The sequence below is a fragment of the Ruegeria sp. BG9 genome (assembly GCF_056538305.1).
Map to the genome: position 1 here is coordinate 114,345 of NZ_JBQFSY010000002.1, position 15,089 is coordinate 129,433.

Annotated in this window: 17 protein-coding genes and 1 riboswitch; of the genes, 14 read left to right on the forward strand and 3 right to left on the reverse strand. The window is 59.4% G+C overall.

The genetic code is table 11. The features are described from left to right. Positions 1–32: 32 nt before the first annotated feature. Together ACR0I8_RS04180 and cysQ are read right to left on the reverse strand one after the other, a co-directional pair. A complete protein-coding gene (locus ACR0I8_RS04180; protein ID WP_170689524.1) occupies positions 33–833 on the reverse strand; it encodes a 3-deoxy-manno-octulosonate cytidylyltransferase family protein in 801 nt (266 codons plus the stop codon). Next, on the reverse strand, positions 833–1,630 hold the full coding sequence (cysQ, locus tag ACR0I8_RS04185; protein ID WP_480702772.1) for a 3'(2'),5'-bisphosphate nucleotidase CysQ: 798 nt from the start codon (positions 1,628–1,630) through the stop codon (positions 833–835). Before cysQ ends, ACR0I8_RS04180 begins: the two co-directional genes overlap by 1 nt. A gap of 122 nt (positions 1,631–1,752) precedes the next feature. Between cysQ and ACR0I8_RS04190 the strand changes: the two genes are divergently transcribed. Continuing rightward, on the forward strand, positions 1,753–2,574 hold the full coding sequence (locus ACR0I8_RS04190) for an ABC-2 transporter permease (RefSeq protein WP_170380241.1): 822 nt from the start codon (positions 1,753–1,755) through the stop codon (positions 2,572–2,574). Here ACR0I8_RS04190 and ACR0I8_RS04195 read toward each other — a convergent pair. Continuing rightward, positions 2,571–3,173, reverse strand: coding sequence for an alpha-ketoglutarate-dependent dioxygenase AlkB (locus ACR0I8_RS04195; protein WP_170689522.1), 603 nt, complete (start codon positions 3,171–3,173; stop codon positions 2,571–2,573). The two genes, ACR0I8_RS04190 and ACR0I8_RS04195, sit on opposite strands and share 4 nt — an antisense overlap. Positions 3,174–3,387: 214 nt before the next feature. On the opposite strand from ACR0I8_RS04195, the gene dnaK reads away from it, so the two are divergent. From dnaK to radC, 13 genes are all read left to right on the forward strand, one after another. Continuing rightward, positions 3,388–5,295 (forward strand): molecular chaperone DnaK, encoded by a 1,908-nt coding sequence (gene dnaK, locus ACR0I8_RS04200; RefSeq protein ID WP_170380243.1) that lies wholly within the window; start codon positions 3,388–3,390, stop codon positions 5,293–5,295. Between the two features lie 74 nt (positions 5,296–5,369). After that, a complete protein-coding gene (gene dnaJ / locus ACR0I8_RS04205) occupies positions 5,370–6,518 on the forward strand; it encodes a molecular chaperone DnaJ (RefSeq protein ID WP_170380244.1) in 1,149 nt (382 codons plus the stop codon). A gap of 252 nt (positions 6,519–6,770) precedes the next feature. Next, a riboswitch (TPP riboswitch) is annotated at positions 6,771–6,875 on the forward strand. 45 nt (positions 6,876–6,920) lie between these two features. Continuing rightward, positions 6,921–7,724 carry a bifunctional hydroxymethylpyrimidine kinase/phosphomethylpyrimidine kinase gene (thiD, locus tag ACR0I8_RS04210; protein WP_170380245.1) on the forward strand — a complete coding sequence of 268 codons (804 nt, stop codon included), beginning with the start codon at positions 6,921–6,923 and terminating at the stop codon, positions 7,722–7,724. Beyond that, a complete protein-coding gene (locus ACR0I8_RS04215; protein WP_170689520.1) occupies positions 7,721–8,698 on the forward strand; it encodes an FAD-dependent oxidoreductase in 978 nt (325 codons plus the stop codon). Before thiD ends, ACR0I8_RS04215 begins: the two co-directional genes overlap by 4 nt. Then, entirely contained in the window at positions 8,682–8,876 is a 195-nt protein-coding gene (gene thiS, locus ACR0I8_RS04220; RefSeq protein WP_170380247.1) for a sulfur carrier protein ThiS, read from the forward strand. The genes ACR0I8_RS04215 and thiS overlap by 17 nt, the downstream gene beginning before the upstream one ends. 2 nt (positions 8,877–8,878) lie before the next feature. Further along, positions 8,879–9,643, forward strand: a complete 765-nt coding sequence (locus ACR0I8_RS04225) for a thiazole synthase (RefSeq protein ID WP_170689518.1) — start codon at positions 8,879–8,881, stop codon at positions 9,641–9,643. Next, positions 9,640–10,236 carry a thiamine phosphate synthase gene (locus ACR0I8_RS04230; RefSeq protein WP_170689517.1) on the forward strand — a complete coding sequence of 199 codons (597 nt, stop codon included), beginning with the start codon at positions 9,640–9,642 and terminating at the stop codon, positions 10,234–10,236. The genes ACR0I8_RS04225 and ACR0I8_RS04230 overlap by 4 nt, the downstream gene beginning before the upstream one ends. Next, positions 10,233–11,195: a HesA/MoeB/ThiF family protein gene (locus ACR0I8_RS04235; protein ID WP_170689515.1), complete on the forward strand. Its 963-nt coding sequence runs from the start codon at positions 10,233–10,235 to the stop codon at positions 11,193–11,195. The genes ACR0I8_RS04230 and ACR0I8_RS04235 overlap by 4 nt, the downstream gene beginning before the upstream one ends. Before the next feature lie 20 nt (positions 11,196–11,215). Beyond that, the gene (locus ACR0I8_RS04240; RefSeq protein ID WP_170689513.1) at positions 11,216–12,151 is read left to right on the forward strand and encodes an ABC transporter substrate-binding protein; all 936 of its coding nucleotides are present in this window, start codon (positions 11,216–11,218) and stop codon (positions 12,149–12,151) included. Beyond that, complete coding sequence (tenA, locus tag ACR0I8_RS04245) at positions 12,148–12,822, forward strand: thiaminase II (protein WP_170689511.1); 675 nt, start codon at positions 12,148–12,150, stop codon at positions 12,820–12,822. Before ACR0I8_RS04240 ends, tenA begins: the two co-directional genes overlap by 4 nt. Then, a complete protein-coding gene (locus tag ACR0I8_RS04250) occupies positions 12,819–13,544 on the forward strand; it encodes an ABC transporter ATP-binding protein (protein ID WP_170689509.1) in 726 nt (241 codons plus the stop codon). Before tenA ends, ACR0I8_RS04250 begins: the two co-directional genes overlap by 4 nt. Then, positions 13,541–14,275, forward strand: a complete 735-nt coding sequence (locus ACR0I8_RS04255) for an ABC transporter permease (protein WP_170643454.1) — start codon at positions 13,541–13,543, stop codon at positions 14,273–14,275. Before ACR0I8_RS04250 ends, ACR0I8_RS04255 begins: the two co-directional genes overlap by 4 nt. Before the next feature lie 36 nt (positions 14,276–14,311). Continuing rightward, positions 14,312–15,067, forward strand: coding sequence for a RadC family protein (gene radC / locus ACR0I8_RS04260; protein WP_170689507.1), 756 nt, complete (start codon positions 14,312–14,314; stop codon positions 15,065–15,067). The last annotated feature ends 22 nt before the right edge of the window (positions 15,068–15,089 follow it).

A 15,089-nucleotide genomic window follows, 5' to 3' on the forward strand; every position in this document is an offset into this window, starting at 1 on the left:
AACTTGGCAGGCTCGGTCAGGGGGAAAAGGGATCACTCCAGCCCCATAACTGCCATCATCGCTTCGATCTTGGGCACGTCCTGAGGGTTGTTCAGCTCCCAAAACTGGCGGCCTTTGGCTTCGACCTCGACGCATAGAACTTTGCGGCCGTTTTCCATGAAGCGCAGCTGTTCCAGACCTTCCAACTGCTCCAGCGGGCCAGTGGGCCAACTGGGATAGGCGGCCAACGCATCCGGTCGGTAGGCATAGACGCCGACATGGTGAAACACAGGGGTTGGATCTGTGCCCGCATAGCTGTCGGACGTGAAGGGCACCACCTCTTTCGAGAAATACATCGCGCTGTTATCGCTGGCAAAAACGGCAGTCGTTCCGCCAACGCGCCCGTGCTTGCGATCATTGAGTAGGCTGTTCAGAGCATCCCCGTCGCAGCGCAGAACGGGCGTGGCGACACCCGCCTCTGGTGCCGCTCGAAGCCCCGAGATCAGGTCCTCGACAAACCAATGCGGTGTCAGCGGCGCGTCGCCTTGCAGGTTCACGATGATCTCATAGCCACCGCCCAAAACCTCATGTGCCTCGGCACAGCGTTCGGTACCGTTCTGGCAGGTTTCCGAGGTCATCACGACCTCGGCCCCGAACCCCTCGGCGGCCTCCCGGATGCGGTCGTCATCTGTGGCGACAACCACCTTGTCCACGCCTGATACTGACTTGGCCGCCCGGCAGGAGCGTTCGATCAGTGTCAAGGCTTTGCCCGTTGCGCCGGTCAGCGGCACCAAAGGTTTGCCCGGATAGCGGGATGAGGCATAGCGGGCGGGAATGGCGATCAGAACGGACATCAGGCTTCCTTCAACTCAACACCCGGAGCGTAGGCGATGAAGAACGGGTTTGCATAGGCGTCCTTGCCATAAGTCAGCGGTGTGTGGTCGTCGAACCGGACCACCTGACCACCTGCCCCCGCCAGCACAGCGTGCCCGGCGGCGGTGTCCCACTCCATCGTGCGCCCGACCCGCGGGTAGAGATCCGCCTCACCCGTTGCGACCAGACAGAACTTGAGGGACGAGCCCGCGCTCTTGCTGTCCTGCACCTGGTACTTGTTGATGTAATCCTCGGTTGCCTGATCCCGGTGCGACTTAGACGCAACGATCAAAAGGGCGGAATTGTCCGGGTTAGAGACTGAAATCGGCGTGATCTCCCCCGCGTGGGCTTTGTCCAATGTGCCGGTTTCCTCGACCGATTGCCCATCGGCTTGGGTGTAGAACATGCGACCGCGCGCAGGGGCATAGACGACACCGCGCGTGGGGGTACCGTTTTCGACCAGTGCGATATTGACGGTGAAATCTCCGCGCCGATTGATGAATTCCTTGGTGCCATCCAACGGATCAACGATCAGGAATGTTTCGCCCTTTTCGGAATGCGAGGCGGCCTGTTCTTCGGTCACCAGCAGGATGTCGGGGAAGGCGGCGCGCAGCCCTTCTGAGATCAACGCATCGGCGGCCTCATCAGCCTCGGTCACGGGGCTTTCGTCGGATTTGACCTTCACATCGAACGTATCCGAGTTGTAGATATCCATGATCTTGTCACCGGCTTCCAGTGCCAGACGTCGGATGACGGGGATAAGGGCGTCGTAGGTCACAAAAAAGCTCCGATTTGGTGGTTTGTTGATCGAATGTGGTGACGGACTTATGATGTGCTGGTTACCGAACGGCAAGGTATTCGTGAAAGACTGAGGTCAACAGAGCAGGAAAGACCCGACACGTGTTCTATTTCAGGAATAACAAGACCCTGCTGGGTGGTGCCTTCACCACGGCCGAGCTGATCTTTCATGCGGTTGTGCGCGATATCCGGACCCAACACGCAAACGCGGTGGTCGCGATTTTGCGCAGTATTATCCAGGTCCTTGTGATGGTGCTGGTGTTTTACTTGATTATGTCCTTTATGGGCACGCGGGTGGCCAAGGTGCGTGGTGACCTTGTTTTGTATCTCTTGTCGGGCGTGTTCCTGTTCTTGCTGCATATCCGGGCTGTGAAACAGGTCGCGGGTGTGGGAGCGGGCAACAACCCGATGATGCTGCACTCACCTATGAACATGGTGATCACGATCGTGGCCACGGCGCTCGGGACGCTCTACACCATGATGGTGACTATGTTTGTCATCCTGTTCATCTACCATGCCGCAGTAAAACCATTGGTGATCGAACAGCCGGGGCCTGCCTTTGCGATGGTGCTTTTGTCGTGGTTCACAGGATGCGCTGTTGGGCTGGTTCTGATGGCGCTGCGACCTTGGTTTCCAATGACGGCAGGCATACTGACCACGGTGTACCGACGGTTACAAATGATCTTCTCTGGCAAGATGTTTCTAGCCAATGCGCTGGGCGGATACATGTTGATGTTATTCGCTTGGAACCCCCTGTTTCATTTGATCGACCAGTGTCGAGGCTATGTGTTTCGAAATTATTACCCGCGCAACACAAGCTGGGAATACGCAGTCTGGGTTGGCGTCGCGCTGCTAATGATCGGCCTGCTGGGCGTTTTCTTCACCAAGAAACACGTCTCACAAAGTTGGAGCGCGCGCCGCTAACGCGCAACGCGCAGGGTTAGGTTGATCCGCCCGCCTTTGGGCAGCAGTTTGGATGACTTGAACCGGATGCGGTCTACGCCATGATAGGTCAATCGCGCTGGGCCGCCCATGATCACCACATCGCCCGAGTTCAGCCAGATGGATTCCGTCCTGCCTCCGCGTGTTGTGTTGCCGATGCGGAACAGCGCGTCATCGCCGAGCGAGACCGACAGCACAGGCCACGAAAAATCGGCCTCATCCTTGTCCTGGTGCAGGCCCATCTTCGCGTCTTCGCCGTAGTAGTTGATCAGGCAGCAATCCGGTGCGCGCTCTGGGCCCACCAGATCCTGCCAGATCGCAAGGACACGTTCGGGGATTTTGGGCCAGTTCATGCCCCCGGGATGCTGGTCCTGATAGCGGTAGCCCGCCTTGTCCGTCACCCAGCCCAAATCTCCGGCAGACGTCATGCGCACCGACATCTCTTTGCCCGATGGTGTCACGGGGCGGAACAGGGGTGCAGATTTCAGAATCGGGCGCAGCGCATCGATCAGCCGGCGCTGGGCGGCATTGTCCAGATAGCCTTTCCTGATCTCAAATCCCCGTAAAAGCAGCCGAGCCATGCCGGATTCCCCATTCCTTACCAAATCCTTGCCAAAAAAGGCCGCAGATTCCCGAAAACCTGCAATTCAGAATGCTTGCAGGCCTCTGGTCCGGCCCTTATATACGCCGGGACGCGCGATGGTGTAGTGCTGTCGCGCACATCAGATCGGGGACGGGATGCCATAACGGGTCCGGCCCTCGGGACATCGCCTTGAAGAGAAAGGGATTGAAAATATGGGAAAAGTAATCGGGATTGACCTAGGCACCACCAACTCGTGTGTTGCGATCATGGATGGCTCGCAGCCGAAGGTCATCGAAAACGCCGAAGGGGCGCGGACCACGCCCTCGATCGTCGCCTTCACTGAAGATGAGCGACTGGTCGGTCAGCCTGCAAAACGTCAGGCGGTCACCAACCCCGACAACACGATTTTTGGCGTCAAGCGTCTGATCGGTCGTCGTGTAGATGATGCCGAAGTCGAAAAAGACAAGAAAATGGTGCCCTATGCCATCGTAAATGGCGGCAACGGGGACGCATGGGTTGAAGCCCGCGGTGAAAAGTACTCCCCAAGCCAAATCTCGGCCTTCACTCTGGGCAAGATGAAGGAAACCGCAGAAAGCTATCTGGGTGAGGAAGTCACGCAGGCGGTTATCACCGTTCCAGCATACTTCAACGACGCACAGCGTCAGGCCACCAAAGACGCCGGTAAAATTGCCGGTCTGGAAGTTCTGCGCATCATCAACGAACCGACAGCGGCTGCTCTGGCCTATGGCCTGGATAAAGAAGAAACCCAAACCATCGCGGTCTATGACCTTGGTGGCGGTACCTTCGACGTGACCATTCTGGAAATCGACGACGGCCTGTTCGAAGTTAAGTCGACCAACGGTGACACCTTCCTGGGTGGTGAAGACTTTGACATGCGCATCGTCAACTATCTGGCGGACGAGTTCAAAAAGGAACACGGTGTTGACCTGTCGCAAGACAAGATGGCCCTGCAGCGTCTGAAAGAAGCCGCTGAAAAAGCCAAGATCGAGCTGTCCTCGACCTCGCAGACCGAAATCAACCAGCCGTTCATCTCAATGGGTTCGAACGGTCAGCCGCTGCACATGGTCATGAAACTGACCCGTGCCAAGCTGGAATCGCTGGTTTCGGACCTGATCAAAAAGTCGATGAAGCCTTGCGCCGCCGCTCTGAAAGACGCCGGTCTGTCGGCTGCTGACGTGGACGAAGTTGTTCTGGTCGGTGGTATGACCCGGATGCCGAAAGTGATCGAAGAGGTCACCAAATTCTTCGGTAAAGAGCCGCATAAAGGTGTGAACCCGGACGAAGTTGTTGCCATGGGCGCGGCTATCCAAGCCGGTGTTCTGCAGGGCGACGTTAAAGACGTGGTTCTGCTGGACGTGACCCCGCTGTCGCTGGGTATTGAGACGCTGGGTGGCGTGTTCACCCGTCTGATCGACCGCAACACGACCATTCCGACCAAGAAGTCTCAGGTCTTCTCGACCGCCGAGGACAACCAGAACGCCGTAACCATTCGCGTGTTCCAGGGTGAGCGTGAAATGGCCGCGGACAACAAGATCCTGGGTCAGTTCAACCTCGAAGACATCCCGCCCGCACCGCGCGGTATGCCTCAGATCGAGGTGACTTTTGACATCGACGCCAACGGCATTGTCTCGGTTTCGGCCAAGGACAAGGGCACCGGCAAAGAGCAGAAGATCACCATCCAGGCCTCGGGCGGTCTGTCCGACGAGGACATCGAAAAGATGGTCAAGGACGCCGAAGAGAACGCGGAAGCCGACAAGGAACGCCGCGAGCTGGTCGACGCCAAGAACCAGGCGGAAAGCCTCATCCACTCGACCGAGAAGTCGATGGAAGAGCATTCCGACAAGGTTGATCCGACCACCATCGAAGCCATTGAGCTGGCAATTGCCGCGCTGAAGGACGAGCTGGAAACAGAGAACGCCGACAAGATCAAGTCCGGCATCCAGAACGTCACCGAAGCCGCCATGAAGCTGGGCGAAGCCATCTACAAGGCGCAAGCCGAAGAGGGCGAGGAGGAGCCTGCAGCAGCAGATGCGGGTCCTGCGGATGATGACATTGTCGACGCCGAGTTCGAAGATCTGGACGACGACAAGCGTAAGTAACCGGTAACCGGGCCAATCTGGGCCGGTCCGCTTGCCGGGCCGGCCCGATTACGTTGAGGCAGAAGGGAAAACTGATGTCAAAACGCGACTACTATGATGTGCTTGGTGTAACCAAGGGCGCATCTGCGGATGAGATCAAGAAAGGTTTTCGCAAGAAAGCCAAGGAATTGCATCCCGACCGCAACAAAGACAACCCGGATGCCGAAGCGCAGTTCAAAGAAGCGAACGAAGCCTATGACGTGCTGCGCGATGCCGACAAAAAAGCCGCCTACGACCGCTTTGGTCACGCCGCTTTTGAAAACGGCATGGGCGGTGGTGGCCGTCCGGGCGGTGGCTTTGGGCAGGGTGACTTCTCCAGCGCGTTCTCGGATGTGTTCGATGATCTCTTCGGCGATTTCATGGGCGGCCAACGTGGTGGCGGCGGTGGACGTCGCGCCGCACGCGGGTCCGACCTGCGCTATAATCTGCGCGTAACGCTGGAAGAGGCTTTCTCGGGCCTGCAGAAAACCATAAACGTCCCCGCAGCCGTGGCTTGTTCGGCCTGTGATGGCTCGGGTGCAGAGGGTGGTGTTGAACCTACGACATGTCCAACCTGCTCAGGCATGGGTAAGGTCCGGGCGCAGCAAGGGTTCTTTACCGTTGAGCGGACTTGTCCGACCTGTTCGGGCCTTGGGCAAATCATCAAAAACCCCTGTAAATCCTGCAATGGCGCGGGTCGTGTGGAAAAAGAACGCGCGCTTTCGGTCAATATCCCAGCTGGCGTTGAGACCGGTACACGCATCCGCCTGGCGGGTGAGGGTGAAGCCGGTATGCGCGGCGGCCCTCCGGGTGACCTCTATATCTTTGTTGAGGTCTCGGACCACAAACTGTTCGAACGTGACAGCGTGAACCTCTATTGTCGCGTGCCTGTCAGCATGGCCAAAGCCGCGCTGGGCGGGTCCATCGAGGTGCCGACCATTGATGGCGGGCGCGGACGGGTGCAGATCCCGGCGGGCAGCCAGTCGGGCCGCCAAATGCGCCTGCGCGGAAAGGGCATGCCTGCTTTGCGGGGTGGTGGCATCGGTGACATGTTCATCGAACTGGCTGTGGAAACTCCGGTCAACCTCACCTCTCGCCAGAAAGAACTTTTGCGTGAGTTCGATGATTTGGGTGAGGATAACCATCCAGAATCAAAAAGCTTTTTCTCATCCGTGAAGTCCTTCTGGGACGGGATGAAAAGCTAAGTTCAGGCCGCTCCAACTGGGGCGGCCTTTTTCGATCGAGGTTCTGATCCCGCCGCCTCACACGTATCTGTCGCCGGGTGGCTCGGCCTTCCAAAGGATGTGATCCTTCATTCTGCTGTCGCAAATAGCTTCGGAGCTTGCGGCAGATTCCCGCAAACTCCACCGTTCCTCTGGCCTTATTTTATTGAAGATATTGGCCATACGATACGCGGATTGAGGCTTGATTTTCCAGACCGGTCCTGAGATTGTCCGCATCAACCGTTGGGGTGCCCTTATCGAAGGGCTGAGAGGCGCAAGCGCTAACCCATCGAACCTGATCCGGGCAATTCCGGCGTAGGGAACGGTCTAAAGCAAACAGACGTTTTCCATGCCCGAGTTGCTCACAATAGATGGAGCAACGACGTGGCACCTATTGCCTTGACCATAGCAGGATCCGACAGCGGCGGCGGCGCGGGCATTCAGGCCGATCTCAAGGCGATGTCAGCTTTAGGCGTTTTCGGGGCCAGCGTGATCACCGCCGTTACTGCTCAGAACACGCAGGCGGTTACGGCCGTGCATGGTATTCCGTCGGAGGTCATCTCGGCCCAGATCCAAGCGGTGCTCAGCGATCTGGATGTGCGCGCTATCAAGATCGGAATGCTGGCGACGCCGGAGATTATTGAGACCGTGGCGCAGGGGATTTCCGAGTTTCAAGGACCGGTTGTTCTGGACCCCGTGATGATTGCGAAATCCGGTGACGCTCTTCTGGCCGATGAGGCAGTTCAAACGCTACGCGACGTTCTGCTGCCCCGTGCAACCGTTCTGACGCCAAACCTACCCGAGGCGGCATGTTTGCTGGATCGAGGTGATGCCGACACGCCTGAGGCGATGGTTGAACAGGGCAAAGCGCTGTGCGCTTTGGGTGCGCAAGCGGTTTTGATGAAGGGCGGTCATGGCAAGGGGGATGTCTGCCATGATCTGCTGATCGACGAAACCGGGGTGATTGCCGAATTTCAAGCTCCTCGGAAGGCCACTCGAAACACCCATGGAACGGGTTGCACGCTGTCCTCATCCATCGCTGCCGGTTTGGCCAAGGACCTGACCCTCGCCGATGCCGTGACGGAGGCGCATGAGTATCTGCAGAGCGCCATCATGCGGGCCGATGAGCTGAAGATCGGCGCGGGCCACGGACCTGTTCATCACTTCCACCGGGTTTGGCCTGCGTGACCCTTTGGTCCGTCATAGGCGCCGGTGTAGCCGGTTTGGCCGTTGCGTCCGAGCTGGTCTCGCGCGGGGCAAAGGTGCAGGTTTTCGATCCAGGCGGCCTTCCGGGTCCGCATGGATGTTCCTGGTGGGCGGGCGGTATGTTGGCCCCGTGGTGTGAGTATGAAAACGCGGAGGAACCTGTCCTCAGGCTGGGTCAATCCGCCATCGAGTGGTGGGCCTCCCGAACACAAGTGCAACGATGCGGTACTCTGGTCGTGGCAAATGCGCGGGACATCCCGGACTTACGCAGATTTGCCCGCCGGACGAACTCCTATTCAGAGGTAGACCGGGCGAAAATCGCCAATTTAGAGCCTGATTTACATGGATTCGGAAAGGGATTGTACTTCGACCAAGAAGCACATCTTGATCCCCGTCAGGCATTGCTAGACCTGCACCGAGGTCTCAAAGACAAGGGCGTCGAATTCCACCGCAAACTGGCACCTGCACAGCTGGAAAACGCAATCGATTGTCGAGGGCTGCGTGCGCGCGAATACCTGCATGACCTGCGTGGCGTAAAGGGTGAGATGCTGGTGGTGCGTTGCCCCGATGTGACGCTGAACCGTCCAGTGCGCCTGCTGCATCCGCGGATGCCGCTCTACATCGTTCCGCGTGGCGAGGGCGTCTACATGCTGGGCGCGACCATGATCGAAAGCGAAGACAGCAGCCGTATCACCGCGCGCTCAATGCTGGAACTGCTCAGCGCGGCCTACGCTTTGAACCCGGCCTTTGGTGAGGCTGAGGTGCTGGAAATCGGCGTCGATCTGCGCCCTGCCTTTCCTGACAACCTGCCGCGTATCCGACGCTTGGGTCGGACGATCTATGCCAATGGCCTCTACCGCCATGGCTACCTGTTGGCCCCTGCCTTGGCACAAGGCGTGGCCGATCTGGCGCTTGAGAACAAACATTCGGAGATGGTCGATGAAGATCGTGCTTAATGGCGACCCCAAGGAGGTAAAGGCCTCCAGCTTGGCAGAACTGCTAGAGGAATGCGGCTTCTCGGGCCGTGTCGCAACGGCGGTGAACGAGGAATTCGTGCCCTCCAGCCTGCGCATTGCCCATGCCCTGTCCGAAGGTGACCGGGTCGAAATCCTGTCGCCGATGCAAGGAGGGTGAGGATGAAAAGCTTTTACGGCGTCGATCTACCCAACCCGCTGATGCTGGGCACCGCGCAATATCCCAGCCCTGCTATCCTAGAACAGGCGTTCCGCGACGGCGGCGCGGGTGTGGCGACTGTCTCTCTGCGGCGGGAATCGGGGGCCGGGCAGACTTTTTGGCAGATGATCCGTGATCTGGGCGCGCTGGTGCTGCCCAACACCGCCGGGTGTCACACGGTGAAAGAGGCGGTGACCACCGCGCATATGGCCCGCGAAGTGTTTGAGACCAAATGGATCAAACTGGAGCTGATCGGCCATACCGACAGCCTACAGCCGGACGTCTTCCAGCTGGTCGAAGCCGCGCGCATACTGACCGAGGACGGGTTCGAGGTCTTCCCTTACACCACAGACGACCTGATCGTGGGCGAGCGCCTGCTTGAGGCCGGGTGCGAGGTCCTGATGCCCTGGGGTGCGCCGATTGGGTCGGGCCGCGGTCTGAACAACGAATACGCCCTGCGCGCAATGCGGGCCGAGTTCCCGGATGTGCCGTTGGTGATTGATGCCGGGATAGGCCTGCCCAGCCATGCGGCCCACGCGATGGAGCTGGGATATGACGCCGTATTGCTGAACACGGCCGTCGCCCGTGCTGGTAATCCTGCATTGATGGCAAAGGCAATGATGCGCGCAGTTGAGGCTGGGCAGCTGGCGCATCAGGCCGACCCGATCGAGGCGCGGGACATGGCCGAACCCTCAACCCCCGTTGTTGGAAAGGCTTTCCTGTCATGAGCTTGGACCGTTTTTACCCGATCTTTGACCACTCGGACTGGCTGCAGCGGATGCTGCCCTTGGGTGTAAAACTGGTGCAGCTGCGCATGAAGGATCAGCCGGAAGATGTTGTCCGGGCCGAGATCGCGACCTCTCGCGATCTGTGCAATAAGCATGGCGCAGTTTTGGTGGTGAATGACTATTGGCAGGTCGCGATTGATGCGGGCTGCGACTGGATCCATCTGGGGCAGGAGGATCTGGACGATGCCGACCTCAAGGCGATCCGAAAAGCGGGTCTAAAGCTGGGCGTTTCTACCCATGACGATGATGAACTAGAGCGCGTTCTGGCCATGGACCCCGACTATGTCGCGCTGGGGCCGGTCTATCCGACGATCCTGAAAAAGATGAAGTGGGAGCAACAGGGCCTGCCGCGCGTCACCGAGTGGAAGGCCCGTGTGGGCGATATCCCTCTGGTCGGGATTGGCGGTATGAGCGTCGAACGCGCGCCCGGCGTGCTTGAGGCAGGGGCGGACATCGTCTCGGTCGTCACGGACATCACCCTGAACGCTGACCCCGAGGCACGGGTGCGCCAGTGGATCGAGGCCACCAGATGAGCCGCTACGCTCGCCAGATGATCCTGCCCGAGGTCGGGGCCGAAGGGCAGGCGCGCCTGTCCTCAGCGCGGGTTCTGGTTGTCGGGGCGGGCGGATTGGCGGCTCCGGTTCTGCCTTTGCTGGCCGGGGCAGGCGTTGGGCATTTCACGATCTTCGATGCGGATGACGTGGCCCTGTCGAACTTGCATCGGCAGACGCTGTTTACTGAGGCAGACTACGGACGCCCAAAGGCCGAAGTTGCAGCCGATCGTTGTCGTGCCTTGAATTCTGAAATCAACGTCGTGGCGCATAGACAGGCTCTAACAAACGAGAATGCGGCTGGTTTTGTTTCACAGGCCGATCTGATCCTCGACTGTGCGGACAGCTATGCCGCCAGCTACACCTTGTCGGACATCTGCCTGACCTTGGGCAAACCTTTGGTCAGCGCCTCTGTGTTGGGCCTGTCTGGCTATGTGGGCGTTTTCTGCGGCGGCGCACCGTCACTGCGGGCCGTGTTCCCCGAGGCTCCGACCAGCGGGGCGAGCTGTGCCACGGCAGGTGTGCTGGGGCCAGTCGTGGGCATGATCGGTGCGATGCAGGCGCAGATGGCGCTGGCTTTGATCCTGGGCCTCGACCCGTCGCCCCTTGGCCTGATGGTACAGGTAGACGCCAAGACATTCCGAAGCTCCAGCTTCCGCTTTGACGCAGCGCCCGAGCCTGAGCAGTCCTTTGCCTTCGTTGCCGCCTCGCAGCTGTCCTCAGATGATGTGATTGTTGAGCTTCGGGACGAGGATGAAGCTCCTCAACCCATCCACCCTCTGGCACGTCGCTTAAACGTGGAGCACCTGAAATCAGAGCCTAACAAGGAAAAACGACTGGCTTTGTGCTGTGCAACTGGCCTGCGCTCCTGGCGCGCGGCTGAGCAGATTGAACCGGATTGGTCGGGCGAGATTGTCCTCGTTGCGGCCTCAACCTCGTGAGTGAAAAGGAAACGCGAGACATGAAAAAGCTGATGACAGCCATCGCCCTTCTGGCCGCTGCGCCGGCCTGGGCTGAAGACAAGATGACCGTTCTTCTGGATTGGTTCATCAACCCCGATCATGGGCCCATCATCGTGGCGCAGGAAAACGGGTACTTCGCCGAGCAGGGGCTAGTGGTCGAGATCGTGCCGCCCGCCGATCCCTCTGCCCCGCCGCGTCTGGTGGCCGCAGGTCAGGCCGAACTGGCCGTATCCTATCAGCCGCAATTGCACCTGCAGATCCACGAAGGCCTGCCGCTGAAACGCGTCGGCACGCTGGTTGCGACCCCTCTGAACTGCTTACTGGTTCTGGAAGACGGCCCGATCAAGTCGCCTGCGGACCTGAAGGGCAAGAAAATCGGTTTCTCGGTCGCTGGTGTGGAAGAGGCTGTTCTGACCACCGTTCTGGGCAAATACGATGTGACGCTGGACGATGTTGAACTGATCAACGTGAACTTCTCGCTCTCGCCGTCGCTGATGACCGGTCAGGTAGATGCGGTGATCGGCGCCTATCGGAACTTCGAGTTGAACCAGATGGATATCGAAGGCCGTCCCGGCACCTGCTTCTATATCGAGGAAGAGGGCGTGCCGTCCTATGACGAGCTGATCTACGTCGCCAACCCCGAGACGATGGACAAGGATAAGATCGCTCGTTTTCTGGCCGCGACCGAAAAAGCGACCCAGTACATCGTCAACAACCCGGAGAAGAGTTGGGAAATTTTCGCCGCGACCTCGCCCGAGTTGCAGGATGAGCTGAACGCCCGCGCCTGGGTCGACACTCTGCCCCGTTTCGCTCTGCGCCCGGCAGGATTTGATGCAGGCCGCTACGCCCGGTTCGAGACTTTCCTGAACGAAAGCGGCATGATCGACAGCGTTTTGCCGGTCAGCGACATCACCATCGATGTGACGGCGCAATGAGCGACTATGGCAAAGCCTTCACGCTGATGCGTGATGCGGCGCAGGGGCCGTGGCGGGATTATACCCGCCACGCCTTTGTCGAAGGGATGAAGGACGGCTCTCTGCCCCGTGAGGCGTTCCTGCATTACCTGCGTCAGGACTATGTGTTCCTGATTCATTTCAGCCGCGCCTGGGCGTTGGCGGTAGTGAAATCAGAAACGCATTCCGAAATGCTGACGGCTGTGGGCACCGTGAACGCTTTGGTCGCAGAAGAGATGCAGCTGCATATCGGGACCTGCGAAGCGGCCGGTATCTCTCAGGAGGAGCTGTTTGCAACCCCGGAACGTGCCGAAAATCTTGCCTATACGCGGTTCGTGCTGGAGGCCGGGTATAGTGGCGATCTGTTGGACTTGCTGGCAGCGCTGGCACCCTGTGTGATCGGATACGGAGAAATCGGGTCTCGACTGGCCTCCGAGGCCACATCCGAGACCTATCGCGACTGGATCAATACCTATGCTGGTGAGGACTACCAGGGTGCGTGCAAGGCGGCCGGCGAACTGCTGGATTCGGCTCTAACACGACGTCTTGGGGCGGATATCGAGGCCTCTCCGCGCTGGGATCGTCTGTGCCAGACCTTCCGAACCGCCACAGAGCTAGAGGTCAATTTCTGGCAAATGGGTCTGACCCCATGACCCCGGCGCCCGATCTAACTATCAGCGGACACGCGAGTATTGGCGATACGCCCTTGTTCGCACCGCTGTCCCTTACCCTTGGGGCGGGACAGTGGACTTGTCTGTTAGGTGGATCGGGCGTTGGCAAAACCACGGTTCTACGCCTGATCGCAGGGTTGGAGACAGGCGCGGATTTCACCGGTCAGATCATGGCCAGCGATGGCCAAACGGTCCCAACACGTGTCGCCTATATGGCGCAGGACGACCTGCTGCTGCCTTGGGCGACGGTGGCGCAAAACGTCTCGCTCGGCGCGCGGTTGCGGGGTGAGAAACCCGATCTGGATCGCCGGGACCGTCTGATTGAACGGATGCGCCTGCAAGATCACATGGCCAAGAAACCGTCGGAGCTGTCCGGAGGCCAACGACAGCGCGTCGCCTTGGCGCGGACCCTGATGGAAGATCGCCCCATCGTGCTGTTGGATGAGCCATTCTCGGCCCTCGACGCGCGCACCCGCGCGGACATGCAGGATCTGGCCGCAGAGGCGCTGCAGGGCCGGACGGTCCTTCTGGTCACCCACGACCCGGCCGAGGCCGCACGTTTGGGCCAATCCATCGTCGTGATGACGCAGCAGGGGCTGACGCCCTGTGCTCCGCCTGCCGCGCCCGCACCGCGCCATGTGGATGATCTGGAGACATTGGAAACCCAAGGCGCGCTACTGAAACTATTGAGAGAGGCGGCATGAAACTCCTCTCTGCCCTCGCCGCAACCCTGTTTGCGTTGGCCGTCTGGCAGGCGATTGTCAGCCTGACCGGCCTGCCCAAATTCATCCTGCCCGGTCCGGCGCTTGTGGCCGAGACCTGGTGGCAGAACCGCTGGGTGATTGCGGAACATACTTGGATTACCGCGGTTGAGGTCGTGATTGGCCTGGCGGTTGGTACGGTTCTAGGCGTCGTCACCGCACTGCAGCTGGCTAATTCGCGGGCCGCACGGGTGTTGGTGCAGCCGATGCTGGTGTTCACCCAGGCTCTGCCGGTATTCGCGCTGGCGCCGCTGCTGACCCTGTGGCTGGGCTACGGCCTTTGGTCCAAGGTCGCGATGGCGGTTCTGATCATCTACTTCCCGATCACCTCATCTTTCTTTGACGGTCTGATGAGGACCCCGCCCGGGTACCTTGATCTGGCGCGCACGATGCAGGCAAGCCCGCGTTCGGTTCTGTGGCACATCCGTATCCCGGCGGCGTTGCCTTCGCTGGCCTCGGGGATGCGATTGGCGGCGGTTTATGCACCGATTGGCGCGGTGATCGGCGAATGGGTTGGGTCCTCGCAAGGGTTGGGCTACCTGATGCTGCTGGCCAATGGCCGGGCCAAGACCGATCTGATGTTTGCAGCCATGCTGACTTTGGGCGTGTTCTCGATCCTGCTGCACATGCTGGTACGCCGCGCCACAGCGCGCATGGCCGGTGAGGCGCGTTAACCTTTCAGAAACCGATTCTGCGCCAAGGTGAGGCCCATGACACAGGACGCCTTTGCCGAAGCCCCAATGCTTTTCGACACGGACGAAGCGCCAGCGCAGCCGCTGCCGACGGGTCGGTTACCCTCCTACATCAAAGACCATCGCAAGCGGCTGCGCGAACGTTTCATGTCTGGCGGCTCAGGCGCTATGCCGGATTATGAGTTGCTGGAACTGGTGCTGTTCCGGTCCATCCCGCGTCAGGATGTGAAACCTCTGGCCCGCCTGCTGATGGATACGTTCGGGGACTTCAACCGCGTATTGACTGCGCCAGAGGAGCGGTTGCGTCAAATCAACGGCGTTGGGGAAACGGTCATCACCGATCTGAAAATCCTAGAGGCCTGTGCCCATCGTATGGCCCGCGCGCGGGTGATGCAGCGCCACGTGATCTCAGGCTGGGATGCTTTGCTGGATTATTGCCACACAACGATGGCGCATCGAGAGATTGAGCAGTTTCGCGTGTTCTACCTTGACCGCAAGAACGTGATGATCGCGGATGAAGAGCAGGCTAAGGGCACCGTCGATCATGTCCCGGTTTACCCGCGCGAGGTGGCGAAACGGGCCTTGGAGTTAAACGCTTCGGCCCTGATTTTGGTGCATAACCATCCCTCCGGCGACCCGACGCCGTCGCAATCGGATATCGACATGACAAACCGCATACAGAATGCCTGCACGGCCTTGGGGCTGACGCTGCACGACCATCTGATTATCGGAAAATCAACCGAGCTGAGCTTTCGGTCAGAGGGGTATCTGTGACGGGAAGACTCGTGTTTCTTGT

Bases quoted from the DNA above. Each gene is read 5' to 3' on its own strand.
- ACR0I8_RS04180 (WP_170689524.1), bottom strand. From the start codon at position 833: ATGTCCGTTCTGATCGCCATTCCCGCCCGCTATGCCTCATCCCGCTAT.
- ACR0I8_RS04195 (WP_170689522.1), bottom strand. From the start codon at position 3,173: ATGGCTCGGCTGCTTTTACGGGGATTTGAGATCAGGAAAGGCTATCTG.
- dnaK (WP_170380243.1), top strand. From the start codon at position 3,388: ATGGGAAAAGTAATCGGGATTGACCTAGGCACCACCAACTCGTGTGTT.
- dnaJ (WP_170380244.1), top strand. From the start codon at position 5,370: ATGTCAAAACGCGACTACTATGATGTGCTTGGTGTAACCAAGGGCGCA.
- thiS (WP_170380247.1), top strand. From the start codon at position 8,682: ATGAAGATCGTGCTTAATGGCGACCCCAAGGAGGTAAAGGCCTCCAGC.
- ACR0I8_RS04225 (WP_170689518.1), top strand. From the start codon at position 8,879: ATGAAAAGCTTTTACGGCGTCGATCTACCCAACCCGCTGATGCTGGGC.
- ACR0I8_RS04230 (WP_170689517.1), top strand. From the start codon at position 9,640: ATGAGCTTGGACCGTTTTTACCCGATCTTTGACCACTCGGACTGGCTG.
- ACR0I8_RS04235 (WP_170689515.1), top strand. From the start codon at position 10,233: ATGAGCCGCTACGCTCGCCAGATGATCCTGCCCGAGGTCGGGGCCGAA.
- ACR0I8_RS04240 (WP_170689513.1), top strand. From the start codon at position 11,216: ATGAAAAAGCTGATGACAGCCATCGCCCTTCTGGCCGCTGCGCCGGCC.
- tenA (WP_170689511.1), top strand. From the start codon at position 12,148: ATGAGCGACTATGGCAAAGCCTTCACGCTGATGCGTGATGCGGCGCAG.
- ACR0I8_RS04250 (WP_170689509.1), top strand. From the start codon at position 12,819: ATGACCCCGGCGCCCGATCTAACTATCAGCGGACACGCGAGTATTGGC.
- ACR0I8_RS04255 (WP_170643454.1), top strand. From the start codon at position 13,541: ATGAAACTCCTCTCTGCCCTCGCCGCAACCCTGTTTGCGTTGGCCGTC.
- radC (WP_170689507.1), top strand. From the start codon at position 14,312: ATGACACAGGACGCCTTTGCCGAAGCCCCAATGCTTTTCGACACGGAC.